General features: G+C 72.1%; 24 protein-coding genes. 12 read left to right on the top strand and 12 right to left on the bottom strand.

What is annotated here, in order from left to right; translation table 11 throughout:
* Positions 1 to 2: 2 nt before the first annotated feature.
* Genes rpsC through rpsJ form a run of 8 tightly spaced genes read right to left on the bottom strand, consistent with a single transcriptional unit; the run spans position 3 to position 4,529 of the window.
* Positions 3 to 842 carry a 30S ribosomal protein S3 gene (gene rpsC, locus QMC84_RS08705; RefSeq protein ID WP_300373911.1) on the bottom strand — a complete coding sequence of 280 codons (840 nt, stop codon included), beginning with the start codon at positions 840 to 842 and terminating at the stop codon, positions 3 to 5.
* Positions 842 to 1,282: a 50S ribosomal protein L22 gene (gene rplV, locus QMC84_RS08700; protein WP_300373909.1), complete on the bottom strand. Its 441-nt coding sequence runs from the start codon at positions 1,280 to 1,282 to the stop codon at positions 842 to 844. The genes rpsC and rplV overlap by 1 nt, the downstream gene beginning before the upstream one ends.
* A complete protein-coding gene (gene rpsS, locus QMC84_RS08695) occupies positions 1,279 to 1,560 on the bottom strand; it encodes a 30S ribosomal protein S19 (protein ID WP_011757330.1) in 282 nt (93 codons plus the stop codon). The genes rplV and rpsS overlap by 4 nt, the downstream gene beginning before the upstream one ends.
* Before the next feature lie 15 nt (positions 1,561 to 1,575).
* Complete coding sequence (gene rplB / locus QMC84_RS08690) at positions 1,576 to 2,412, bottom strand: 50S ribosomal protein L2 (RefSeq protein ID WP_300373906.1); 837 nt, start codon at positions 2,410 to 2,412, stop codon at positions 1,576 to 1,578.
* 42 nt (positions 2,413 to 2,454) lie between these two features.
* A complete protein-coding gene (gene rplW / locus QMC84_RS08685) occupies positions 2,455 to 2,760 on the bottom strand; it encodes a 50S ribosomal protein L23 (protein ID WP_011757332.1) in 306 nt (101 codons plus the stop codon).
* Positions 2,757 to 3,536, bottom strand: coding sequence for a 50S ribosomal protein L4 (gene rplD, locus QMC84_RS08680; protein WP_300373904.1), 780 nt, complete (start codon positions 3,534 to 3,536; stop codon positions 2,757 to 2,759). The genes rplW and rplD overlap by 4 nt, the downstream gene beginning before the upstream one ends.
* A gap of 2 nt (positions 3,537 to 3,538) precedes the next feature.
* Entirely contained in the window at positions 3,539 to 4,210 is a 672-nt protein-coding gene (gene rplC, locus QMC84_RS08675) for a 50S ribosomal protein L3 (RefSeq protein ID WP_300373902.1), read from the bottom strand.
* A gap of 10 nt (positions 4,211 to 4,220) precedes the next feature.
* Positions 4,221 to 4,529, bottom strand: coding sequence for a 30S ribosomal protein S10 (rpsJ, locus tag QMC84_RS08670; RefSeq protein WP_008360994.1), 309 nt, complete (start codon positions 4,527 to 4,529; stop codon positions 4,221 to 4,223).
* 648 nt (positions 4,530 to 5,177) lie between these two features.
* On the opposite strand from rpsJ, the gene QMC84_RS08665 reads away from it, so the two are divergent.
* From QMC84_RS08665 to QMC84_RS08645, 5 genes are read left to right on the top strand one after another with little or no spacing between them, the layout of a single operon-like run.
* Positions 5,178 to 6,101: a hypothetical protein gene (locus QMC84_RS08665; RefSeq protein ID WP_300373900.1), complete on the top strand. Its 924-nt coding sequence runs from the start codon at positions 5,178 to 5,180 to the stop codon at positions 6,099 to 6,101.
* Entirely contained in the window at positions 6,098 to 6,721 is a 624-nt protein-coding gene (locus QMC84_RS08660) for a DUF4129 domain-containing protein (RefSeq protein ID WP_300373898.1), read from the top strand. The genes QMC84_RS08665 and QMC84_RS08660 overlap by 4 nt, the downstream gene beginning before the upstream one ends.
* A complete protein-coding gene (locus QMC84_RS08655; RefSeq protein ID WP_300373896.1) occupies positions 6,718 to 7,833 on the top strand; it encodes a DUF4350 domain-containing protein in 1,116 nt (371 codons plus the stop codon). Before QMC84_RS08660 ends, QMC84_RS08655 begins: the two co-directional genes overlap by 4 nt.
* Positions 7,830 to 8,810, top strand: a complete 981-nt coding sequence (locus tag QMC84_RS08650) for a MoxR family ATPase (protein WP_300373894.1) — start codon at positions 7,830 to 7,832, stop codon at positions 8,808 to 8,810. Before QMC84_RS08655 ends, QMC84_RS08650 begins: the two co-directional genes overlap by 4 nt.
* 10 nt (positions 8,811 to 8,820) lie before the next feature.
* Positions 8,821 to 10,113 carry a DUF58 domain-containing protein gene (locus QMC84_RS08645; RefSeq protein ID WP_300373892.1) on the top strand — a complete coding sequence of 431 codons (1,293 nt, stop codon included), beginning with the start codon at positions 8,821 to 8,823 and terminating at the stop codon, positions 10,111 to 10,113.
* Positions 10,114 to 10,158: 45 nt separating this feature from the next.
* Here QMC84_RS08645 and QMC84_RS08640 read toward each other — a convergent pair whose 3' ends face one another.
* Positions 10,159 to 11,154, bottom strand: a complete 996-nt coding sequence (locus tag QMC84_RS08640) for a stage II sporulation protein M (RefSeq protein WP_300373890.1) — start codon at positions 11,152 to 11,154, stop codon at positions 10,159 to 10,161.
* A gap of 45 nt (positions 11,155 to 11,199) precedes the next feature.
* Here QMC84_RS08640 and QMC84_RS08635 point away from each other — a divergent pair, with 45 nt between their 5' ends.
* The 4 genes from QMC84_RS08635 to QMC84_RS08620 all read left to right on the top strand — a co-directional run bounded on the left by QMC84_RS08635 (position 11,200) and on the right by QMC84_RS08620 (position 15,870).
* Positions 11,200 to 12,009 carry an RDD family protein gene (locus QMC84_RS08635; RefSeq protein ID WP_300373888.1) on the top strand — a complete coding sequence of 270 codons (810 nt, stop codon included), beginning with the start codon at positions 11,200 to 11,202 and terminating at the stop codon, positions 12,007 to 12,009.
* A 358-nt stretch (positions 12,010 to 12,367) separates the two neighbouring features.
* Entirely contained in the window at positions 12,368 to 13,741 is a 1,374-nt protein-coding gene (locus QMC84_RS08630; protein ID WP_300373886.1) for an ABC transporter substrate-binding protein, read from the top strand.
* A 187-nt stretch (positions 13,742 to 13,928) separates the two neighbouring features.
* Positions 13,929 to 14,891, top strand: coding sequence for a sugar ABC transporter permease (locus tag QMC84_RS08625; protein ID WP_300373884.1), 963 nt, complete (start codon positions 13,929 to 13,931; stop codon positions 14,889 to 14,891).
* Between the two features lie 49 nt (positions 14,892 to 14,940).
* Positions 14,941 to 15,870, top strand: coding sequence for a carbohydrate ABC transporter permease (locus tag QMC84_RS08620; protein WP_300373882.1), 930 nt, complete (start codon positions 14,941 to 14,943; stop codon positions 15,868 to 15,870).
* Positions 15,871 to 15,910: 40 nt separating this feature from the next.
* Here the strand turns inward: QMC84_RS08620 and QMC84_RS08615 are convergent, their stop codons facing one another.
* On the bottom strand, positions 15,911 to 17,278 hold the full coding sequence (locus QMC84_RS08615) for a GH1 family beta-glucosidase (protein ID WP_300373880.1): 1,368 nt from the start codon (positions 17,276 to 17,278) through the stop codon (positions 15,911 to 15,913).
* Between the two features lie 47 nt (positions 17,279 to 17,325).
* Here QMC84_RS08615 and QMC84_RS08610 point away from each other — a divergent pair, with 47 nt between their 5' ends.
* On the top strand, positions 17,326 to 18,351 hold the full coding sequence (locus tag QMC84_RS08610; RefSeq protein ID WP_300373878.1) for a LacI family DNA-binding transcriptional regulator: 1,026 nt from the start codon (positions 17,326 to 17,328) through the stop codon (positions 18,349 to 18,351).
* Here the strand turns inward: QMC84_RS08610 and QMC84_RS08605 are convergent.
* Positions 18,317 to 19,057: a tRNA (guanine(46)-N(7))-methyltransferase TrmB gene (locus QMC84_RS08605; RefSeq protein WP_300373876.1), complete on the bottom strand. Its 741-nt coding sequence runs from the start codon at positions 19,055 to 19,057 to the stop codon at positions 18,317 to 18,319. The two genes, QMC84_RS08610 and QMC84_RS08605, sit on opposite strands and share 35 nt — an antisense overlap.
* Positions 19,058 to 19,214: 157 nt before the next feature.
* On the opposite strand from QMC84_RS08605, the gene QMC84_RS08600 reads away from it, so the two are divergent.
* Both QMC84_RS08600 and QMC84_RS08595 read left to right on the top strand, forming a co-directional pair.
* Positions 19,215 to 19,700: a GyrI-like domain-containing protein gene (locus QMC84_RS08600; protein WP_300373874.1), complete on the top strand. Its 486-nt coding sequence runs from the start codon at positions 19,215 to 19,217 to the stop codon at positions 19,698 to 19,700.
* A 28-nt stretch (positions 19,701 to 19,728) separates the two neighbouring features.
* Positions 19,729 to 21,072 carry an aspartate aminotransferase family protein gene (locus QMC84_RS08595; RefSeq protein WP_300373872.1) on the top strand — a complete coding sequence of 448 codons (1,344 nt, stop codon included), beginning with the start codon at positions 19,729 to 19,731 and terminating at the stop codon, positions 21,070 to 21,072.
* A gap of 350 nt (positions 21,073 to 21,422) precedes the next feature.
* Here QMC84_RS08595 and tuf read toward each other — a convergent pair whose 3' ends face one another.
* A complete protein-coding gene (gene tuf, locus QMC84_RS08590; RefSeq protein WP_300373870.1) occupies positions 21,423 to 22,616 on the bottom strand; it encodes an elongation factor Tu in 1,194 nt (397 codons plus the stop codon).
* Between the last annotated feature and the right edge of the window lie 61 nt (positions 22,617 to 22,677).

Raw genomic sequence — 22,677 nt, 5'->3', positions numbered from 1 at the left:
ACTCAGCCCTCCTTCGGAGTGTCAGCGGCCGGAGCCGGAGCGGCAGCCTCGGCCGGGGCCTCGGCGGGAGCGGCGTCGCGGTCCGAGCGCGCCGGACGGTCGCCCCGCGAGCCGCGGCTCGGACGCTCGCCACCGCGCTCGTTGCCGCGGGTCGGACGACCACCGCGGCCGGGGACCCCGGCGCGGGCGGCGGCCTGGGCCTGGCGCTCGGCACGGGTGCCGGCGACCTCGCCCTTGTAGATCCAGACCTTCACGCCGATCCGGCCGAAGGTCGTGCGGGCCTCGTAGAAGCCGTAGTCGATGTCGGCACGCAGCGTGTGCAGCGGGACGCGACCCTCGCGGTAGAACTCGGTGCGCGACATCTCGGCGCCGTTGAGGCGGCCCGAGCACTGGATCCGGATGCCCTTGGCACCCGAGCGCATCGAGGTCTGCATGGCCTTGCGCATGGCGCGCCGGAACTGCACGCGGCCGGAGAGCTGCTCGGCCACACCCTGCGCGACCAGCTGGGCGTCGACCTCGGGGTTCTTCACCTCGAGGATGTTCAGCTGGACCTGCTTGCCGGTGAGCTTCTCGAGCTCGCCACGGATGCGGTCGGCCTCGGCGCCGCGGCGGCCGATGACGATGCCCGGACGCGCGGTGTGGATGTCCACCCGCACGCGGTCACGGGTGCGCTCGATCTCCACCTTGGCGATGCCGGCCCGCTCCATGCCCTTGGAGAGCAGCTTGCGGATGGCGACGTCCTCGCCGACGTACGACTTGTAGAGCTTGTCAGCGTACCAACGGCTCTTGTGGTCGGTCGAGATGCCGAGGCGGAAGCCGTTCGGGTTGATCTTCTGGCCCATCAGGCACTCTTCCTCTTCTTCGGGGTCGCCTTGTTCCCTGCGACCACGTCGGCCGGCTGGACGGCCAGGGTGATGTGGCTGGTGCGCTTGTTGATGCGCGTCGCCCGACCCTGGGCCCGGGGGCGCCAGCGCTTCATCGTCGGACCCTCGTCGACCTGGGCCACGGAGACCACCAGGTCGCCGCGGTCGAGGCCCTCGGTGGTCTCGGCGTTGGCGACGGCGCTCTCGAGCACCTTGTAGACGGTCTCGGAGGCGGCCTGCGGCGCGAACTGCAGCAGCGACAGGGCCTCGTCGACGGGCAGCCCGCGGACCATCTCGACGACCCGGCGGGCCTTCATCGGCGTGATCCGCGCGTAGCGGGCGCTCGCGAAGGCGCCGGGCTGGTCAGCGAGCAGCGACTCGCGACGGGCGCTGGTGCGCCTGCGCTCGGTGGTGCTCATCGGCGACGTCCCTTCCGGTCTTCCTTGACGTGCCCGCGGTAGGTGCGGGTGGGAGCGAACTCCCCGAGCTTGTGGCCGACCATCGAGTCGGTCACGAAGACCGGCACGTGCTTGCGACCGTCGTGCACGGCGATCGTGTGACCGATCATGTCCGGCACGATCATCGACCGGCGCGACCAGGTCTTGATGACGTTGTGAGAGCCCTTGGCGTTCTCGGCGTCCACCTTCTTCTGCAGGTGGTCGTCGACGAACGGGCCCTTCTTCAGGCTGCGAGGCATGTCTCTATTTCCCTATCAGCGCTTGTTCTTGCCGGTCTTGCGACGACGGATGATCTGGGAGTCGCTGGCCTTGCGCTTGCGCGTGCGGCCCTCGGGCTTGCCCCAGGGGGACACCGGGTGACGACCACCCGAGGTCTTGCCCTCGCCACCACCGTGCGGGTGGTCGACCGGGTTCATGACGACACCGCGGACGGTCGGGCGCTTGCCCTTCCAACGCATCCGGCCGGCCTTGCCCCAGTTGATGTTGGACTGCTCGGCGTTGCCGACCTCGCCGACGGTCGCGCGGCAGCGCACGTCCACGAACCGCATCTCGCCCGACGGCAGCCGCAGCGTGGCCCGGGAGCCCTCGCGGGCCACCAGCTGGGCACTGTTGCCCGCGGAGCGGGCGATCTTCGCACCGCCGCCCGGCCGCAGCTCCACGCAGTGGATCGTCGTACCGACCGGGATGTTGCGCAGCGGCAGGTTGTTGCCGGGCTTGATGTCGGCGTTCGGGCCGGACTCGACCCGGGTGCCCTGCGTCAGGTCCTTCGGCGCGATGATGTAGCGCTTCTCGCCGTCGACGTAGTGCAGCAGCGCGATCCGCGCGGTGCGGTTCGGGTCGTACTCGATGTGCGCGACCTTGGCCGGGACGCCGTCCTTGTCGTAGCGACGGAAGTCGATGACGCGGTAGGCGCGCTTGTGGCCGCCACCCTGGTGCCGGGTGGTGATCCGGCCCTGGTTGTTGCGGCCGCCCTTCTTGGGCAGCGGACGCGTCAGCGACTTCTCCGGAGTGGTCCGGGTGATCTCGACGAAGTCGGCGACCGACGAGCCGCGACGGCCCGGGGTAGTCGGCTTGTACTTGCGGATAGCCATCTGTCTGATGTCCTCGTAACTTACGTCTCTACGGCTGCCCGGTCAGGAGACCGGACCCCCGAAGATGTCGATGCGGTCGCCCTCAGCGAGGCTGACGATCGCGCGCTTGGTGTCCTTGCGCTTGCCGAGCCCGTTGCGGGTCCGGCGCGTCTTGCCCGGACGGTTGATCGTGTTGACGGAGGTGACCTTGACGTTGAACACCTTCTCGACCGCGATCTTGATCTCGGTCTTGTTGGCGTCGGGGTGCACCAGGAAGGTGTACTTGTTCGCGTCGAGCAGGCCGTAGCTCTTCTCGGACACGACCGGCGCGAGCAGGATGTCGCGGTGGTCCTTGTGCAGGGTGCTCACTTCGCAGCCTCCTCGGCCTCGACGGGCTTGGACAGCGCCGTGCCGGTCACGAAGGCGTCGTACGCGCCCTGCGTGAAGACGACGTCGTCGGACGCCAGCACGTCGTAGGTGTTCAGCTGGTCGACCGCCACGATGTGGACCTCGGGGGCGTTGCGCAGCGACAGCCAGGTGACGGTGTCGGTGCGCTCGAGCACCACGAGGAAGCGCGAGCGCTCGGAGAGCGTCGACAGCGCGGCCAGGGCCGTCCTGGTCGACGGGGCCTCCGCGGCGATCAGCGAGTCGACCACGTGGATCCGGTCGTTGCGCGCCCGGTCGGACAGGGCACCGCGGAGGGCGGCGACCTTCATCTTCTTGGGGGTGCGCTGGTCGTAGCTGCGCGGCTGCGGGCCGTGGACGGTGCCACCGCCGGCGAACTGCGGAGCGCGGATCGAGCCCTGACGGGCGCGGCCGGTGCCCTTCTGCTTGTAGGGCTTGCGGCCACCACCGCGGACCTCGCCGCGGGTCTTGGTGGCGTGCGTGCCCTGCCGGGCGGCGGCCTGCTGGGCCACCACGACCTGGTGGATCAGCGGGACGTTCAGCTCGACGTCGAAGATCTCGGCGGGGAGGTCCACCTTCGCGGCCTTCGGAGCGGCGGCCTTCGCCGGCGCCGCCTTCTTGGCAGCAGCGGCCTTCTTGGCAGGAGCGGCCTTCTTGGCCGGCGCAGCCTTCTTGGCGGCGGTCGTCTTCTTGGCGGCCGTCTTCTTCGCCGGGGTGGTCTTCTCGTTGTCCTCAGCCATGATCAGACCTCCTTGCCAGCAGTGAGAGTGCTCTTCGCGGCCGAGCGGAGGACCACGAGGCCGCCCCGGGGGCCGGGAACGGCGCCCTTGAGGAGGATCAGGCCCTTCTCGGTGTCGACGGCGTGCACGGTGACGTTCTGGGTGGTGACCGTGTCGGTACCCATCCGACCGGCCATCCGGACGCCCTTGAACACGCGGCCGGGCGTGGCGCACGCGCCGATCGAACCCGGCTTGCGGTGGTTGCGGTGGGCACCGTGCGAGGCGGAGACGCCGGCGAAGCCGTGCCGCTTCATGACGCCGGCGAAGCCCTTGCCCTTGCTGGTGCCGGTCACGTCGATCTCCTCGCCCGCGGCGAAGGTGTCGACGGCGAGCTCCTGGCCGACGGTGTAGTCGGCCGCGAGAGCGGTGCGGATCTCGACCAGGTGGCGGCGCGGGGTGGTGCCCGCCTTGCCGAAGTGGCCGGCCTGCGGCTTGGTCACCTTGCGGCCGTCGATCTCCCCGAACCCGACCTGCACGGCGTTGTAGCCGTCGGTCGCGGGGGTCCGCACCTGGGTGACCACGTTGGTGCCCGCGGCGATCACGGTGACGGGGACGACGCGGTTGTTCTCGTCCCAGACCTGGGTCATGCCGAGCTTGGTGCCCAGCAGGCCCTTCACGTTGCGCTCGATTGTCATCTCAGGAACCTCAGAGCTTGATCTCGATGTCGACGCCGGCAGGCAGGTCGAGGCGCATGAGCGAGTCGACGGTCTTCGGCGTGGGGTCGATGATGTCGATGAGGCGCTTGTGGGTGCGCATCTCGAAGTGCTCGCGGGAGTCCTTGTACTTGTGGGGCGAGCGGATGACGCAGTACACGTTCTTCTCGGTCGGCAGCGGCACCGGGCCGGCGACCTTGGCACCCGTGCGGGTGACCGTGTCCACGATCTTGCGCGCCGAGGTGTCGATCACCTCGTGGTCATAGGCCTTGAGCCTGATGCGGATCTTCTGTCCCGCCATAGGTCTCTCTCGTCCTTCTCGATTCGGTACCGCGTGCAGTCCCGGGGCTTCCTCCGGCTTGAGTCGTCCCCGCCCGTGCTTCTCCGCCTGGCAGCTCCGACCCCCGCGGTCGGGCGTGTCGCACCTGTGAGGCGCAACACGAGACCGGTTGATCTCGCCTGCTGTGTTGGTGGTGCCCGACGGTTCGTCGAGCGGATCGGGTCTCCTGGGTCGGTGCGGCCGCACGCCGGACCACTGACCCCTCATGGAGACGCGATTCAGTGGTCAAGATGTGTGACGCACCCCGGCAACCCGCCGAAGCAACCGGACTATCTTGGCAGACATCGGGCGTCAGGCCAAAATCGGCTGCCGAACCGGCCGATCGGGCGTGGCACCCGGTCCGGGAATCGCCCTGGTCCGCCCCTCGGCGCGGCGGCCGGGACCTGGGAGGATGGCCGCGTGTCGGGCGATCACTACCCTCCCCCGGGCGGACCGCCCCCCAGTCCTTCCCGACCCCTCAGCCCTCCCCCGCCCGGGTGGCAGCCACCGCCCGCCCCGGCGCCACCGCCCGGTTGGGCGCCGCCGCCCGGCTGGGCCCAGCCGCCCCCGGGCGCTCCGGGGCCGGGCCCCGCGCCGGGCATCCTCGGCGCCGCGCACAAGCCGGGCGCGATGCCGCTGCGTCCGCTCGCGCTCGGCGACATGTACGACGCGGCGTTCCGGATCATCCGCTTCAACCCGAGGGCCACGGTCGGCTCCGCCGTGCTCGTGGCCGCGGTCGCGATGGCGGTCCCGGTCCTGGTCACGGCGCTGCTCACGCTGCTCGCGGACCTCTCCGCCGCCCAGTCCGGCGAGGACCTGTCGACCGCGGAGATCGTCGGCTACGCCGGCTCGATCGGCTCGCTGTTCCTCGGCACCGCGCTCCAGTCCGTCGGGTCGATCCTGGTCACCGGCATGATCGCCCACGTGACCGCGGCCGCGGCGATCGGACGCCGGCTCACGCTCGGCGAGGCCTGGGCCGCGACCCGCGGCTCGCGCTGGCGACTCGTCGGGCTGACGCTGCTGCTCGGCCTGATGCTGACCGGGCTGCTGCTCGGCTACGGCGTGCTCTGGATCCTGGTGGTCGTGCTGCTGCCGACCTGGGCGATCGTCGTGTTCGGCGTGCTCAGCGTCCCGGCATTCCTCGCGTTCGCCTGCTGGTTCTGGATCCGCGTCTACTACCTGCCGGTGCCGGCCCTGATGATCGAGCGGACCGGCGTGCTCGCCGCGATCGGACGCGGCTTCCGGCTGACCCGGCGGCAGTTCTGGCGGACCTTCGGGATCGCGCTGCTGACCGTGGTGGTCGGGGCGATCGCCGGGAGCATGCTGTCGGCGCCGTTCACGATCGCCGCCCAGCTGCTGCCGTTCGCGATGGCCGAGTCGCGCTACGCCGTACTCGTCCTGGTCGTGCTGAGCGCGATCGCCACGGTCATCCAGACGGCGTTCGTCACCCCGTTCACCTCCGCGGTCACCAGCGTGCAGTACCTCGACCAGCGGATCCGCAAGGAGGCCTACGACGTCGAGCTGATGACCCGGGCCGGGATCACCGCGTCGTGACCGGCCCGCTGCTCGCGTTCCTGGCCGAGCCGCCGCTCGATCCGTCCCCCGACGAGGCGAGCTCGCTGCTGCGCCGCGAGCTGGTCCGCCCGGAGTACCACGAGCGCGACGTGCTGCGGCAGGTGCTGGACTGGATCGACCGGCTCGTGAGCGGCGCGCTGGACGCCGCGTCGGGCACCCCGCCGCTGTCGACGTTCGCGGCGATGGTCGCGTTCCTGCTGCTCGCGCTCGGACTCGGCTGGCTGCTCTCCCGGGCGCGCCGTACCGCCCGGTCCGCCCGGGAGCGGGCGGTGCTTCCGGCGGGGCCCGTGCTGACCGCGGCGGACCTGCGGGCCCGTGCCGAGCGAGCGCTCGCGGAGGGTCGTGCCGAGGACGCCGTCGTGGACGCCTTCCGCGCGCTCGCGGTCCGGCAGGTCGAGCGCGGCCTGCTGGACGACCGGCCCGGTGCCACCGCCCACGAGGTCGCGGCCGCCGTCGGTGCCGCCCACCCCGACCAACGACCGCGGGTCGACGGCACCGCCGCGCTCTTCGACGGGGTCCGGTACGGCGACCGACCGGCCTCCCCCGACCAGGCCCGGGGCGTGCTGGACCTCGACGACGTGCTGGCCGGCCGCGCATGACCGGCCGACGGCTGCTCCGGCAGCGCTCCACGCTGCTCGTCCTCGCGGGACTGACGCTCGCGGTGGTCGTGGTCCTCCTGCTCGGGGACGCCGGGGCCCGGCGCGGTGTGGCCCTCGACCCGGACAACCCCGACCCCGGCGGCGCCCGGGCGCTCGCGCGGGTGCTCGCCGACCAGGGCGTGGACGTGACGGTGGCGCGCGGGGCCGACGCGCTCGAGGAGACCGACGTGGCCGGCGCGACCGTGCTGGTGACCTCGACCGAGCTGCTCGGGGAGAGCACGATCGCCCGGCTCGTCGAGCACACCGCGGGTGCCCGACTCGTGCTGGCCGAGCCCGGACCGGGCACCACCGCGGCCCTCGGGGTCGACCGCCTGCCCTACCAGGTCGCGCTCGACGAGCCGCGGGCGGCGGACTGCCCGGACCCGGCGTACGCCGGGCTCTCGGTGCAGGTCGACGACGCCGTCGAGTACCCGGTCCGGGGCGGCTGCTTCCGCGGCGAGCACGGGGCGCTCCTGGCCGAGCCCCGGCCCGGCCTGGTGCTGCTCGGCGCCGGCGAGCTGCTCAGCAACGGTCAGGTGCTGCGGGCCGACGACGCCGCCGTCGCGCTGCGCCTGCTCGGCCAGCGGGACCGTCTGGTCTGGTACCTGCCCTCGCTCGACGACCTGGTCGCGGACGACGGGGTCAGCCTGGCGACCCTGTTGCCGCGCTGGGTGCGCCCGGTGCTCTGGGTGTTCGCCCTCAGCGCGCTGGCCCTGCTGCTGTGGCGGGTCCGGCGACTCGGCCCGCTGGCGACCGAGCCGCTGCCCGTGGTGGTCAGGGCCATCGAGACCACCCGCAGCCGCGGCCGGCTCTACCGCCGGGCCGGGGACCGCGGGCACGCGGCCGACGTGCTGCGCTCGGCCGCCCGGGCGCACGCCGCGGACCGGCTCGGTCTCGGCGCGAGCGCCGCCGCCCCCACCCTGGTCGACGACGTGGCGCGCCACACCGGCCGGAGCCGCGACGAGGTCGCGTGGCTGCTCGACCCGAGCGCGTCGCCGCCCACCACCGACCACGACCTGATCGCCCTGGCCGATCGCCTGGCCGAGCTCGACAGAGAGGTACGCCGTCCATGACCGAGACCGCCCACTCCGATGCCGCCGACCGGGAGGCCCGCGACCGGCTGGCCGCCGTACGCACCGAGGTCGCGAAGGCCGTCGTCGGCCAGGACGCCGCGGTGTCCGGGCTGCTGGTCGCGCTGCTGTGCGGCGGGCACGTGCTGATGGAGGGCGTGCCCGGCGTCGCGAAGACGCTGCTGGTGCGCACGCTCGCGGCGGCGCTCTCCGTGGACGCGCGGCGGGTGCAGTTCACCCCCGACCTGATGCCCGGCGACATCACCGGCTCGATGGTCATCGACGGCACCCGCGGCGAGCTGACGTTCCGCGAGGGACCGGTCTTCACCAACCTGCTGCTGGCCGACGAGATCAACCGGACCCCACCGAAGACGCAGTCCGCGCTGCTCGAGGCGATGGAGGAGGGCCAGGTGTCGGTGGACGGCGTCTCGCGGCCGCTGCCCCGGCCGTTCCTCGTCGCCGCGACCCAGAACCCGGTCGAGTACGAGGGCACCTACCCGCTCCCCGAGGCGCAGCTCGACCGGTTCCTGCTCAAGGTCGTCCTGCCGATCCCCGAGCGGGAGGCGGAGCTGGAGATCGTGAGCCGGCACGCGGCCGGCTTCGACCCGCGCGACGTCGCGGCGGCCGGCGTCCGAGCGGTCGCCGGAGCCGACGACATCGCCGCCGGCCGGGCGGCGGTCGGGCGGGTGCAGGTCAGCCCGGAGGTCGCGGGCTACGTCGTCGACATCGCCCGCGCGACCCGGGTGTCGCCGTCGCTGAGCCTGGGGGTGAGCCCGCGGGGTGCGACCGCGCTGCTGCACGCCGCCCGGGCCTGGGCCTGGCTGACGGGTCGGGACTTCGTGACGCCCGACGACGTCAAGGCGCTCGCCCACGCGACGCTCGTGCACCGGCTCGGGCTGCGACCCGAGGCCGAGCTCGAGGGTGTGGACGTCGGTCAGGTGCTCGCGTCCGCCCTCGGGTCGGTGCCGGTCCCGCGCTGATGGTGCGCTGATGGCGATCTCCGGCCGGGTCCCGCTGCTGCTGCTCCTCGGGGTGGTGGCGGTGCTGCTGCGTCCCGGGATGGGCACGGTCTGGCTGTGGGTGCTCGCCGTCGGGCTGCTCGTGGCGGCCGACGTGCTGCTGGCCCCCTCGCCCGAGCGGCTCTCGCTCGAGCGCCCGCCGGTGCCGACCGTGCGACTGGGTGAGCCCACGGAGACGCGGCTGGTCGCGAGCAACGGGTCACGGCGCCGGGTGCGCGGCACCCTGCGCGATGCGTGGCAGCCGTCGGCCGGCGCGGCCGGCAACCGGCACCGGCTGGCCCTCGGCGCGGCGGATCGGGCGGTGCTGCACACCGCCCTGCTGCCCGGTCGGCGGGGCGACCTGCGCGCCGTCGGCGTGACCGTGCGGCTGCGGGGCCCGCTGGGCCTGGCCGCGCGCCAGCGCACCCGGGTCGTCGGCGGGACGGTCCGCTCGCTGCCGCCGTTCGACTCCCGCAAGCACCTGCCGAGCAGGCTGGCCCGGCTGCGGGAGCTGGACGGTCGCGCCGCGGTCCGGGTGCGCGGGGCCGGCACCGAGTTCGACTCGCTGCGCGAGTACGTGCGCGGGGACGACGTACGGTCCATCGACTGGCGCGCGAGCGCCCGCAACCGCACCGTCGTGGTCCGCACCTGGCAGCCCGAGCGCGACCGGCGGGTGGTGCTCGTCCTCGACACCTCGCGGACCTCGGCGGGACGGGTCGGCGACGTGCCCCGCCTCGACTCCGCGATGGACGCGGCGCTGCTGCTCGCGGCGCTGGCCGCGCGGGCGGGCGACCGCGTGGACTTCGTGGCCGGCGACCGCCGGGTGCGCGCCCGGCTGCGCTCCGCCGGTGCCCGCGACCTGGCCGCGCGGCTCCAGGACGCCATGGCCGACCTCGAGCCGGTCATCGCCGAGGCCGACTGGGACGCGCTCGCGGGCGCGGTCACCGCGCTGGGCCGCCAGCGCGCCCTGGTGGTGCTGCTGACCCCGCTCGAGCCCGCGGCGGTCGAGGAGGGCCTGCTGCCGGCGCTGCCCGCGCTCACCAAGCACCACCGGGTGGTGCTCGCCTCGGTCCGCGACCCCGCCCTCGAGCGGCTCGCCGCCGCGCGCGGCACCCTCGACGAGGTGTACGACGCCGCCGCGGCCGAGCAGGTCCTCGGCCGGCGCCGGCACACCGCCGGCCTGCTCCGCACGCTCGGCGTGGACGTGATCGATGCCGACGCCGAGCAGCTGCCGCCCGCGCTGGCCGACCACTACCTGGCTCTCAAGGCGCGCGGGCTGCTCTGAGGGGCGCCCGTTGCGTGCGGGTTTCGGCTGCCGGCAGCCGAACCCTCACGCCTGGCTGGCGACCCGATCCTCGAGGAGTGCGGCATCGAGGTCGCCGGTGTGGCCACGGCGCACGGCGTCGCGACCCAGCACGAACACGTAGGCGAGGAACACGGCCTCCGCGAGGACGCCGATGCCGACCCGGGCCCAGGTGGGCAGGCCGGAGGGGGTCACGAACGCCTCGATCAGGCCGCTGACGAGCAGCACGGCGACCAGGCCGAGGGCGACCGTGCCGGCGGTACGGCCCTCCCGGGCCAGCGCCTGGGTGCGGGTCAGCGGACCGGGCTCGACCCAGGACCAGAACAGCCGCAGCCCGACGCCGCCCGCGACGAACACCGCGGTCAGCTCGAGCAGGCCGTGCGGGAGGATCAGCCCCCAGAAGTGGGCGCCGTGGTCGTGGCGGATCATGACCGAGCCGATGATCGCGAGGTTCGCGATGTTCTGGAACAGCAGGTAGACGACGGGGACGCCGAGCACCCCCAGCGCCAGGCACAGCGCGGCGACCCACGCGTTGTTGATCCAGACCTGGGCGGCGAAGTGGCTCGCGGCGTACTCGCTGTAGTAGTCCTCGAAGTCGTGGGCGACCAGCTGGTCGACCTGCTCGGGCGAGAGCAGGCTCTGCTCGACGGCGGGGTGGTCGAGCAGCCACAGCATCATCAGGGCGGTCACCGCGACGTTGGCCGCCAGCGTCCCGAGCCACCACCACCGCAGCCGGTAGAGCGCGGCCGGGAACCGGTCGGTGAAGAAGGTGCGGACGCCGCGCCACGTGCCGGTACGGGTGCCCGTCGCCCGGTTGCGTGCTCGCGAGAGCAGCACCGAGAGATGGGCGACGACGGTGGGGTCCGGCGCGGAGGTGCGTACGACGGACAGCTGGGTGGCCACCCGTTGGTAGCGCTCGACCAGCTCGTCGGCCTCGGCGCCCGTGAGCCGGTGCTTGCGGGTCAGCTGCTCGAGCCGGCGCCACTCCGGCGCGTGCGCGCCGACGTACGCGTCGAGGTCCATGGCGAGAAGCCTAGGAGGAGCCGCCCCCGAGTAGCCTGAGCGGCGATGGCGACCCCCGAGTTCGCGACGCTCACGACCGACGACCTCGTCACCGGCGAGGCGGTCGCGCTCGACCTGCCGCCGGCGGGCCTCGGCCTGCGGATCGTCTCGGGGCTGATCGACGTCGTCGTCACCGCCGGCCTCCTCGGCGTGCTGGTCCTCGGCCTGGCGGTCGCCGCGTTGCAGGCCGACGAGGCCTTGCTCCAGGTCGCGATGCTGGCCGCCATCATCGTGTCGTTCGTGGGGTTCCCCACCGCGCTCGAGACACTGAGCCACGGTCGCTCCCTGGGCAAGCTGGCCCTCGGCCTGCGCACGGTGCGCGACGACGCAGGCCCGATCTCCTTCCAGCACGCGTTCGTCCGGGCCCTGGTCGGCGTGGTCGAGATCTATGCGTTCCTGGGCGGCCCGGCGTTCTTCGCCGCGCTGCTCAGCGCCCGGGGCAAGCGGCTCGGCGACTTCGCCGCCGGCACCTACGTGGTGCGGGAGCGGGTCAAGCTGCAGCTCGGCCCGCCGACGCCGATGCCGCCGCAGCTGGCGGAGTGGGCGGCCGGCGCCGACCTCGCCGCGTTGCCGACCGGCCTGGCGCTCGCCGTACGCCAGTTCCTGGCGCGGCTCCCGCAGATCGACCCGGCCGCGCGGGCGGTCCTCGGCGGCCGGCTCGCCGCCGCCGCCGAGGAGTACGTCGCCCCTGCGCCCCCGCCGGGCACCCCACCGGAGGCGTTCCTCGCCGCGGTCGTGGCCGCCCGGCGCGACCGCGACGCAGCCCGCCTGGCCCGCGAGGCCGAGCTGCGCGCGCGGCTCACCCGCGGCCGCTGACCCTCGCGCGCGGCGACCCCGCGCGACGGTCACGGAACGTGACCGCGGGCGGGCCCAAGGTCAACAGGTTCCGCTGTCCTTGGCCCCTCCCGCGCGGTCGGGGGCGCACCCACGATGGTCCGTACCGGCGACATCGACGTTGACGGCAGCGATGGAGACCGGCCCGCTCCCGCCCCACCGCCTGCGCGGCATGCGCACATTGGGAGCGTTCCCACCAAATGCCGCCGCGTGTTACGGAAACGTTACGGCGGATGCTTGACGGACCGGAGCGTAAACGTTTGCATCAGGTTCGACGGAGCGGGTTCCGGGCACGCGGACCCAGGACGGACCTGCTGACAACGCAGAGAGGAAAGCACGCATGCGATCACGCAAGACGCGCCGGGGGATGGCAGTCGCTGCCGCCCTCGTGAGCGCAGGACTCGTTCTCGCCGGTTGTGGCGGGAGCGACGACGGCGGCAGTGGCGAGGCCAGCGGCAAGTCGCCGGGCGAGGGCAAGGCCGAGTGCGAGCAGCTCACGCAGTTCGGTGACCTGACCGGCAAGGACGTCACGGTCTACACCTCGATCGTGGCGCCCGAGGACAAGCCCCACATCGACTCCTGGAAGGTCTTCGAGGACTGCACCGGCGCCGACGTCAAGTACGAGGGCTCGAAGGAGTTCGAGACCCAGCTGCAGGTGCGCGTCCAGTCCGGCAACCCGCCGGACATCGCGTACGTCCCGCAGCCGGGCCTGCTCCAGACCCTGGTCGGCACCGGCAAGGTCGTCGAGGCGCCGGACACGGTCTCGGCCAACGTCGACAAGTGGTTCGGTGAGGACTGGCGCTCCTACGGCAGCGTGGACGGCAAGCTGTATGCGGCCCCCCTCGGCGCGAACGTGAAGTCCTTCGTGTGGTACTCCCCCAAGATGTTCTCCGAGAACGGCTGGGAGATCCCCACGACGTGGGACGACATGCTCGCCCTGTCCGACACGATCGCGGCGACCGGCATCAAGCCGTGGTGCGCGGGCATCGAGTCCGGTGAGGCGACCGGCTGGCCGGCCACCGACTGGCTCGAGGACGTGCTGCTCCGCTCGGTCGGCCCGGACGTCTACGACCAGTGGGTCGCCCACGAGATCCCGTTCAACGACCCCGCGGTCGTCGAGAGCCTCGACAACGTCGGCGCGATCCTGAAGAACGACAAGTACGTCAACGGCGGCATCGGTGACGTCAGCTCGATCGCCACGACCGCGTTCCAGGACGGCGGCCTGCCGATCCTCGACGGCAAGTGCGCCCTGCACCGCCAGGCGAGCTTCTACGCCGCGAACTGGCCCGAGGGCACCGACGTGTCGGAGAACGGCGACGTGTTCGCGTTCTACCTGCCGGCCATGGGTGACGAGTTCGGCAACCCGGTCCTCGGCGGCGGCGAGTTCGTCGCGGCGTTCTCGGACGCCATCGAGGTCCAGGCCTTCCAGACCTACCTGTCCAGCGACCAGTGGGCCAACGAGAAGGCCAAGGCCACCCCGAACGGCGGCTGGGTCAGCGCGAACAAGGGCCTGGACATCGCCAACCTGGCGAGCCCGGTCGACAAGCTCTCCGGCGAGATCCTGCAGGACCCCGACGCGGTCTTCCGCTTCGACGGATCCGACATGATGCCGGGTGAGGTCGGTGCCGGTTCGTTCTGGAAGGAAATGACCAACTGGATCACCGGCGAGAGCACCCAGGACGCGCTCGACAAGATCGAGTCCTCCTGGCCGTGACGGAGCTCCTCCCCGCCGGTCGCTGACCGGCGGGGAGGAACCGTTCTCGGCTCCATCCGCCAGGCCGCGACACCCTGACCCCACGCGGGGGCGGGTGTCGCGGCCCAGCACGTCTCCACCACCACCTCACCGTCCGCCCGGTCGTCGAGCCGCCGCTCGCCGGCCCGAGTCCATCGGGAGTGCCTGTATGTCCACAGGTGAGAAGTTCATCCAGATGGTGATCGCGATCGCGGTGTTCTTCGCCGTGGTCGCGGTCATCCTGCTGCTCACCCAGCGGCTCCGGTCCCGCCGGGGCGAGCTGGTGCAGTCGGCGGCGTTCGTGCTGCCGGCGCTCGCGCTGATCGGCGTCGGCCTGCTGTACCCCGCCGTCACGACGATCTACCAGTCGTTCCTGGACCGCTCCGGCGACGCCGCCGTCGGGTTCGACAACTACAAGACCATCTTCACCGACTCCGACCAGCTCATCGTGCTGCGCAACACCGCGGCCTGGGTGATCCTGGTGCCGATCCTGTCCACGGTCATCGGCCTGGTGTACGCCGTCCTCGTGGACCGGTCCCGCTTCGAGAAGGTCGCGAAGGCGCTGATCTTCCTGCCGATGGCGATCTCGCTGGTCGGCGCCTCGATCATCTGGCGCTTCGTCTACGACTACCACGACAAGAGCCAGACCCAGATCGGCATCGCGAACGCCGTGATCAAGGGGCTGGGCTTCGACACCTACAAGTTCATCCTCAACGATCCGTGGAACACGATCTTCCTGATCATCGTGATGATCTGGGTGCAGGCCGGCTTCGCGATGGTGATCCTCTCGGCCTCGATCAAGGCCATCCCCGACGACATCGTCGAGGCCGCCCGGCTCGACGGCGTGGGCGGCTTCCGGATGTTCCGCTACATCACCGTGCCGAGCATCCGCCCGTCCCTGATCGTCGTACTCACCACGATCAGCATCACGACGCTGAAGGCCTTCGACATCGTGCGGACGATGACCGGCGGCAACTTCGACACCAGCGTGCTGGCCTACCAGTTCTACCGGGAGTACTTCGTCTCCGCGAACCAGGGCCTGGCCACCGCGATCGCGACGCTGATCTTCGTCCTGGTCATGCCGATCGTCATCTACAACGTCCGTCAGATGCGCAAGCTGGAGGCACGATGAACCACCCCACGCAACCGCTCGCTTCGCTCGCGCTCGGACAGGGACTCCGATGAGCACCGCCATCCCTGAGCAGAAGGGCGTCGAGGCCGTGGTCGCCCAGGAGCCCGTGACCGCCACCGCCAAGCGAGCGCTCAGCTCGCCCTGGGCGTCACTCGCCGCGATCATCATCGCCGTCCTGTGGACCATCCCGACCTTCGGCCTGCTGGTGACCTCGTTCCGGCCGGAGTCCGCGATCACCACCAGCGGCTGGTGGACGGCGCTGTGGAACGGCGGCTGGACGCTGGACAACTACGACCAGGTCCTCAACGGCAGCGACACCAACCTGGGCACGTACTTCGTGAACTCGATGGTGATCACCATCCCGTCCGTGCTGATCCCGATCAGCATCGCGGTGATGGCGGCCTACGCGTTCGCCTGGATGAAGTTCCCCGGCCGCGACTTCCTGTTCGTGGCGATCTTCGCGCTGCAGATCGTGCCGATCCAGGTCACGATGATCCCGCTGCTCAAGCTGTACGTGAACCAGGGCTTCGCCGGATCCGACGCGCCCGGCGGCGGCTTCTACACGATCTGGCTGTCGCACTCGATCTTCGCGCTGCCGCTCGCGATCTACCTGCTGCACAACTTCATGAGCCAGATCCCCGGGGAGCTGATCGAGTCCGCGCGCGTGGACGGCGCCGCCCACGTGCAGATCTTCACCCGGATCATGCTGCCCCTGATGGCACCCGCCATCGCGGCGTTCGGCATCTTCCAGTTCCTCTGGGTCTGGAACGACCTGCTCGTCGCGCTGGTCTTCGGCGGCGGCAGCCTGGAGATCTCGCCGCTCACCGTCCGGCTCGCCGAGCTGTCCGGCACCCGCGGCAACGACTGGTTCCTGCTGTCCGCCGGCGCGTTCGTCTCGCTGGTCATCCCGCTCATCGTCTTCCTGTCGCTGCAGCGGTACTTTGTCCGCGGCCTGCTGGCCGGCAGCGTCAAGGGGTAGGCCCAGGAACCACAGTCAGGACGGACACGCGATGAGGTGGTCAACGGGCCCCGGCGACGTGCTCGGCCAGCCAGTGGTACGACGCCTTGGGGGTCCGGGTCTGGTCCTTCGGGTCGACGTGGACGACACCGAAGGTCTTGGTGAAGCCCTCGGCCCACTCGAAGTTGTCCAGCAGGGTCCACACGATGTAGGCCCGCACGTCCGCGCCGGCCGCCCGGGCCCGCTCGGTCGCGGCGATGTGGTCGCGCAGGTAGCCGATCCGGTCCTGGTCGTCGATGACGCCGGCGGCACCCTCCTGGAGGGTGTCGTCGGCGTACGCCGCACCGTTCTCGGTGACGACCAGCGGCAGGCCGGTGCGCCGGTGCGTGTCGACGAGCAGCTCCTCGAGGCCACGGGCCTCGACCTCCCAGCCGATGTCGGTGCGCGGCTCGCGGACCACGAAGGACACCGGGGTGGCGCCGGGGTAGGCGTCGACCTCCGGGTGCGTCTCGAGCGCGGGGTCGGCGAGGGTCGGGCGGAACGGCGTGTAGTAGTTGATCCCGATCCAGTCGGCCGAGCCGCGGACCAGCTCGAGGTCGCCGTCGCGGACCACGGCGGGGTCGGCCAGCTCGGGCGCGACCACGAGCAGCCCGGCGTCGTACGCGCCGTCGACGAGCGGGCCGAGCCAGACCCGGTTGCGGATCGCGTCGATGCCGTCGGTGGCGGCCACCGCGTCCGGCGACTCGGGCCAGAACGGCGCCAGGTTGAGGGCGATGCCGACGTCGCTGACGCCGGCCTCGTGCAGGTGGGCGGCGGCCAGGCCGTGGCCCAGCAGCAGGTGGTGGGCCGCCCGGTGCGCGGCGCCGCCCTCGCGCCGGCCGGGCGCGTGGATGCCGGCGGCGTAGCCGAGGTAGGCCGCGCACCACGGCTCGTTGTGGGTCGCCCAGACGCCGACCCGGTCGCCGAGGCGCTCGTGCACGACGATCGCGTACTCGGCGAACGCCTCCGCGGTCGAGCGCTCCAGCCAGCCGCCCCGGTCCTCGAGGGCCTGCGGCAGGTCCCAGTGGTAGAGCGTGGCCGTCGGGGAGACGCCGCGCGCGAGCAGCGCGTCGACCAGGCGGTCGTAGTAGTCGAGCCCGCGGGCCTCGACCCGGCCGGTGCCCTCGGGCAGCACCCGCGGCCAGGCGATCGAGAAGCGGTACCACCCGACGCCGAGGCCCGCGACCAGGTCGGCGTCCTCCTCGTAGCGGTGGTAGGAGTCGCAGGCGACCGAGCCGTCCGAGCCGTCCCGGACGGTGCCGGGCCGGGCCGCGAAGGTGTCCCAGATCGAGGCGCCGCGACCGTCCTCGGTGCTCGCCCCCTCGATCTGGTACGACGCGGTCGCGGCGCCGTAGGCGAGGGCGCTCCGGTGCGGCAGGTGCAGGCTCATGCGCTCCACCGTAGTGCCTGGGCCGCGCGAGTGGGAGCGCTCCCGCTGTGACCGGCATCAAGGACGTCGCCCGCGAGGTCGAGATGTCGACCGCGACCGTCTCGCGTGCCCTGCGCGGCCTGCCCGGGGTCTCCGAGGAGACCCGGAGCCGGGTCCGGGAGACCGCCCGGCGACTGGGCTACGTGCCGTCCCCGAGCGCGGCCGGGCTGGCCACCGGGCAGACCCGGACCGTGGCCGTGATCGTCCCGTTCGTGACCCGCTGGTTCTTCGCCGCGGTCGTGCAGGGGGCCGAGGAGGTGCTCCGCGAGCGAGGCTACGACCTCCTCCTCTACAACCTCGCCGGCGACCCGTCGGCGCGGCACCGGGTCTTCGAGACCAGCCTGCTCACCAAGCGGGTCGACGCCGTTCTCGTGCTCAGCCTCAAGCCCAGCCCCGACGAGCGGGCTCGGCTGGAGAAGCTCGGCCGCCCGGTCACCATCGTGGGTGCCGACCTGCCCGGCTGGGCCACGGTCCGCATCGACGACCACCTGGCTGCGCAGACCGCCATGCGGCACCTGCTCGACCTCGGCCACGAGCGGATCGGGTACGTCGGCGGCGCGACCGAGGGCGTCTTGGACTTCACGGCGCCGGCGGCCCGACTGGCCGGCTACCGCGACGCCCTCCTCGAGGCCGGTCGGCCGACCGAGCCGGCCCTGGAGGCCAACGGCGAGTTCACGGTCAGCGGCGGCATGCGCGCGGGTCGCGAGCTGCTGCAGCGCCCGGACCGCCCGACCGCGGTCTTCGCGGCCTCCGACGAGATGGCCATCGGCGTGCTCCGTGCCGCCCGTGAGCTCGGCCTCGCCGTCCCCGAGGACCTGTCGGTGATCGGCATCGACGACCACGAGATGGCCGCGATCTTCGACCTGACCACGGTCGCGCAGCCGGTCCACGAGCAGGGCCGGGTGGCGGCCCTGCAGGTGCTCGGCGCGCTCGCCCGTCGGGACTGGGAGCCCGAGCAGGTGCTGCTGCCGACCCGGCTCGTGGTGCGGCGTACGACCGCTAGTCCTCGCGGCGGCGGTAGGCGAGGTCGGTGATCGCGCGGCCGGCCGCGATCCCCTTGCGCTCGAACCTGGTCGCCGGGCGCTCGGCCCACCGCTCGACGACCCCGCCCTCGAGCAACGGCTCGGCGTCGAGCACCTCGACCATCTGACCGGCGTAGTCGGCCCAGTCCGTGGCCAGGCGCCACTCGGCGCCCGGCGCGAGCCGGTCCGCGGCGAGCCGGGCGAAGGACGCGGTCACCAGTCGCCGCTTGTGGTGCTTCACCTTGTGCCACGGGTCGGGGAAGAAGGTCCAGAGCGCCGCCAGGCTGGCGGACCCGACCAGGTGCTCCATCGACCACACGGCGTCCACGCTGAGCAGCCGCACGTTCGACAGCCCGGCCTCGCCGATCCGGCCCAGCGTGTCGGCGACCCCGGGGCGCCAGACCTCGAAGGCGACCACGTCGTGGTCGGGCCGCGCGGCCGCCAGCGCGACCGTCGACTCGCCGATGCCCGAGCCGATCTCGACGATGAGCGGCGCGGTGCGCGCGAAGCAGCCGGCCAGCGAGAACCCCGGGTCGTCGACGGCCTCGTCGGGCACCCACCAGCGCTCGGCGTACGCGCTCCAGGCCTGCTGCTGGCGGGGGGTGAACCGGGCCCCCCGACGGGAGTAGGTCAGCACCTCCCGCATGCGCCGGCCGTCCGCCATCAGCTTGTGGTGCGGGCGCGCGGGGCGCACCCCGTCGGGGGCGTGGTCGGGCATGGGGCCATCCTCCCCCAGCCCTCCCCCAGCACCTCGCCGGGCCGCAGGTCGGGACGGCGTGCCGGGCGTCCCTGGCACCTGTGCCCTTCGGCCCTACTCGTGCCGAACCGCGCTTTCTAGCGTCGGAGGGGAGAGAACCAGACGGAGGTAGGTAGGCATGAACCACACCATCGAGGACGTGCACGAGGCCGGGCGCAGGATCGCGGTCACGTCGTTCCCGTGGGACCACGAGGACATCGGCGAGCTGATGGCCGCGTCCTTCGGGACCGTCTCGCGGTACCTCGCCCGCATCGGCGTGCCGATCGCCGGGCCGGCGGTGGGCTACTACACCAAGCAGGCCGACGGCCGGTTCCGCGTCTCGGCCGGGTTCGTGGTCGACGAGGCGTTCGAGGGCGACGGGACCGTCGAGCTGACCCGGCTGCCCGCCGGTCGGGTGATCTCCACGGTGCACATCGGCCCCTACGAGCGGCTCACCGAGAGCTACGACACGCTCCAGGACTACGCCGCTCGTCACCACCTGGTCCTCGACCAGGAGTCGATGTGGGAGGAGTACCTCTCCGGCCCCGAGGTCGACCCCGAGCAGGTCCACACCCGGGTGACCTGGCCGGTGACCCACGCGAACGTGCCCGTCGGAGCCCACTGACCCGCGTCGGGTGCCCTAGATTGGCGGCGTGCTGAACCGAGCCCACCTCGCCGAGCTCCGTGCCACCGAGGAGGAGCGGTTCGTCGCCGGTCACCCCCGCTCCGCCGAGCTGTCGGCGCGCGCCCGCGGGCCCCTGCTCGCCGGCGTGCCGATGCCGTGGATGACCCGCTGGCCCGGGCGCTTCCCGTTGTTCTTCGAGTCCGCAGCCGGCGCCCGCCTCGTCGACGTCGATGGCCGGGAGTACGTCGACCTGTGCCTCGGCGACACCGGTGCGATGACCGGCCACGCCCTACCGCAGGTCGCCGACGCGATCGCGTCCCGCGCTCGGCACGGGCTGACCACCATGCTCCCGTCGGCGGACGCGGTGTGGGTCGGCGAGGAGCTCGCGCGCCGCTTCGGACTGCCCACCTGGCAGCTGGCCATGTCGGCCACCGACGCCAACCGGTTCGTGCTCCGCTTCGCCCGGCACCTGACCGGCCGGCCCCGGATCGCCGTGATGGACTGGTGCTACCACGGCACGGTGGACGAGGCCCTCGCGGTGCTCGACGGCGATCGCGTCCTCCCGCGGCCAGGCGCCCTGGGGCCGCAGGTCGACGTCGCGGAGACGACGGCCGTGGTGCCCTTCAACGACGCCGAGGCCCTCGACCGGCGACTCGCCCGGGGAGATGTCGCCTGCCTGCTCATGGAGCCGGCGCTGACCAACATCGGGATCGTGCTGCCCGAGCCCGGCTACCTCGAGGCGGTCCGCGAGATCACCCGCCGACACGGCGTGCTGCTCGTGATCGACGAGACCCACACGCTGTGCACCGGACCGGGCGGCGCGACCGCCGCCTGGGGCCTCGAGCCCGACCTGGTCGTGGTCGGCAAGCCGATCGGCGGCGGGGTGCCGTGCGCGGCGTACGGCATGAGCGCCGAGGTGGCCGAGCGCCTGACCGGCCCGATGCTCGGCCACGAGATCGACGTCGCCGGCGTCGGGGGCACCCTCACCGGCAACGCACTGGCGCTGGCCGCGATCCGCGCCACGCTGTCGACCTGCCTGCGGGAGGAGGACTTCGCGGTGGCCGTCCCGCTCGCCGAGCGCTTCGCCGCCGGCGTGGCCGGGGTGATCGCCGAGCACGGTCTGCGCTGGCACGTGCAGCGGCTCGGCTGCCGCGCGGAGTACTGGTTCTGCCCGCCGCCGCGCGACGGGGCCGCCGCGGCGGCCGCGGTCGACGAGGACCTCGAGGGGTTCCTACACCTGTGGTGCCTCAACCGGGGCGTGCTGCTCACGCCGTTCCACAACATGGCGCTGTTCTCCCCCGCACACACGCCCGCCGACGTGGACCGGCACACCGAGGTGTTCGCCGAGGCCGTCGCCGCGCTGCTCGGATAGGTGCCGAGTCGGCGCATCTTGCCCGCCGTACGACGCCGAGTCGGCGCATCTTGCCCACTCAGGGGGCTGGCGCACGGCTCGTTGCCGCCGTCTCGCTGCGCTCGCCGGCTCGTGGTTGGGCACGGGGTCACCGCCGCCGTCTCGCTTCGCTCGCCGGCTCGTGGGCGATGTCCCTTGGTCGCCGGCTCGTGGACCGGTCTCGCCGAGTCGGCGTGACGTGCCTCCTCCGCTGCGCTCCCCCGGCCAAGTAACGCCGACTCGGCTCCTACCGACGCAGCATGCCTGATCCAAAGCGAAGGGCCCCGAAAGCTGCTGCGCAGCTTTCGGGGCCCTTCGTTTGGATCAGGCGATCACTTCGTGATCTTCGTGACCCGGCCGGCGCCGACGGTGCGGCCGCCCTCGCGGATCGCGAAGCGCAGACCCTCGTCCATGGCGATGGGCTGGATCAGCTCAACGGCCATCTCGGTGTTGTCGCCCGGCATGACCATCTCGGTGCCCTCGGGGAGGGTCACCACGCCGGTCACGTCCGTGGTCCGGAAGTAGAACTGCGGGCGGTAGTTGTTGAAGAACGGCGTGTGCCGGCCGCCCTCCTCCTTCGAGAGGATGTAGACCGAGGCCTCGAAGTTGGTGTGCGGGGTCGTGGTGCCCGGCTTGATGACCACCATGCCGCGCTCGACGTCCTCGCGCTTGGTGCCACGGAGCAGCAGACCGACGTTCTCACCGGCCTGGCCCTCGTCGAGCAGCTTGCGGAACATCTCGACACCGGTGACGGTGCTCTTCTGCGAGGCCTCGCGGATGCCGACGATCTCGACCTCCTCGCCGACCTTGACGATCCCGCGCTCGATACGGCCCGTGATGACCGTGCCGCGACCGGTGATCGTGAAGACGTCCTCGACCGGCATGAGGAACGGCTTGTCCGTCTCACGCTCGGGGGTGGGGATGGCCTCGTCGACCGCGTCCATCAGCTCGAGGATCGACTCGCCCCACTTGGCGTCGCCGTTGAGGGCCGGGAAGGCCGCCACGCGCACGACCGGGATGTCGTCGCCCGGGAACTCGTACTCGGAGAGGAGCTCGCGCACCTCCATCTCGACGAGCTCGATGAGCTCCTCGTCGTCGACCATGTCGCACTTGTTCAGCGCGACGACCAGGGCGGGCACGCCCACCTGGCGGGCGAGCAGCACGTGCTCACGGGTCTGCGGCATCGGACCGTCGGTGGCGGCGACCACGAGGATCGCGCCGTCCATCTGCGCGGCACCGGTGATCATGTTCTTGATGTAGTCCGCGTGACCCGGGCAGTCGACGTGCGCGTAGTGGCGCGACTCGGTCTGGTACTCGACGTGCGCGATCGAGATCGTGATGCCGCGCTGACGCTCCTCAGGGGCCTTGTCGATCTCGTCGAACGGCGTGAAGGGGTTCAGGTCCGGGTACTTGTCGTGCAGCACCTTGGTGATCGCCGCGGTGAGCGTCGTCTTGCCGTGGTCGATGTGACCGATGGTGCCGATGTTGACGTGCGGCTTGGTCCGCTCGAACTTCGCCTTAGCCACTGTGGGCTCCTCCTGGTTGGGTTGTTACTTGACTCGTACTTGCTGGTGGTACTGCCGAGGG

Origin of the sequence: Nocardioides sp., from assembly GCF_030019515.1 — a bacterium.
In the GTDB taxonomy this organism is placed as follows: domain Bacteria; phylum Actinomycetota; class Actinomycetes; order Propionibacteriales; family Nocardioidaceae; genus Nocardioides.
This window is presented reverse-complemented; position numbering and strand designations above follow the sequence as displayed.

Bases quoted from the DNA above. Each gene is read 5' to 3' on its own strand.
- rpsC (WP_300373911.1), bottom strand. From the start codon at position 842: ATGGGCCAGAAGATCAACCCGAACGGCTTCCGCCTCGGCATCTCGACC.
- rplV (WP_300373909.1), bottom strand. From the start codon at position 1,282: ATGAGCACCACCGAGCGCAGGCGCACCAGCGCCCGTCGCGAGTCGCTG.
- rpsS (WP_011757330.1), bottom strand. From the start codon at position 1,560: ATGCCTCGCAGCCTGAAGAAGGGCCCGTTCGTCGACGACCACCTGCAG.
- rplB (WP_300373906.1), bottom strand. From the start codon at position 2,412: ATGGCTATCCGCAAGTACAAGCCGACTACCCCGGGCCGTCGCGGCTCG.
- rplD (WP_300373904.1), bottom strand. From the start codon at position 3,536: ATGGCTGAGGACAACGAGAAGACCACCCCGGCGAAGAAGACGGCCGCC.
- rplC (WP_300373902.1), bottom strand. From the start codon at position 4,210: ATGACAATCGAGCGCAACGTGAAGGGCCTGCTGGGCACCAAGCTCGGC.
- rpsJ (WP_008360994.1), bottom strand. From the start codon at position 4,529: ATGGCGGGACAGAAGATCCGCATCAGGCTCAAGGCCTATGACCACGAG.
- QMC84_RS08665 (WP_300373900.1), top strand. From the start codon at position 5,178: ATGCCGCTGCGTCCGCTCGCGCTCGGCGACATGTACGACGCGGCGTTC.
- QMC84_RS08655 (WP_300373896.1), top strand. From the start codon at position 6,718: ATGACCGGCCGACGGCTGCTCCGGCAGCGCTCCACGCTGCTCGTCCTC.
- QMC84_RS08650 (WP_300373894.1), top strand. From the start codon at position 7,830: ATGACCGAGACCGCCCACTCCGATGCCGCCGACCGGGAGGCCCGCGAC.
- QMC84_RS08645 (WP_300373892.1), top strand. From the start codon at position 8,821: ATGGCGATCTCCGGCCGGGTCCCGCTGCTGCTGCTCCTCGGGGTGGTG.
- QMC84_RS08640 (WP_300373890.1), bottom strand. From the start codon at position 11,154: ATGGACCTCGACGCGTACGTCGGCGCGCACGCGCCGGAGTGGCGCCGG.
- QMC84_RS08635 (WP_300373888.1), top strand. From the start codon at position 11,200: ATGGCGACCCCCGAGTTCGCGACGCTCACGACCGACGACCTCGTCACC.
- QMC84_RS08630 (WP_300373886.1), top strand. From the start codon at position 12,368: ATGCGATCACGCAAGACGCGCCGGGGGATGGCAGTCGCTGCCGCCCTC.
- QMC84_RS08625 (WP_300373884.1), top strand. From the start codon at position 13,929: ATGTCCACAGGTGAGAAGTTCATCCAGATGGTGATCGCGATCGCGGTG.
- QMC84_RS08620 (WP_300373882.1), top strand. From the start codon at position 14,941: ATGAGCACCGCCATCCCTGAGCAGAAGGGCGTCGAGGCCGTGGTCGCC.
- QMC84_RS08615 (WP_300373880.1), bottom strand. From the start codon at position 17,278: ATGAGCCTGCACCTGCCGCACCGGAGCGCCCTCGCCTACGGCGCCGCG.
- QMC84_RS08605 (WP_300373876.1), bottom strand. From the start codon at position 19,057: ATGCCCGACCACGCCCCCGACGGGGTGCGCCCCGCGCGCCCGCACCAC.
- QMC84_RS08600 (WP_300373874.1), top strand. From the start codon at position 19,215: ATGAACCACACCATCGAGGACGTGCACGAGGCCGGGCGCAGGATCGCG.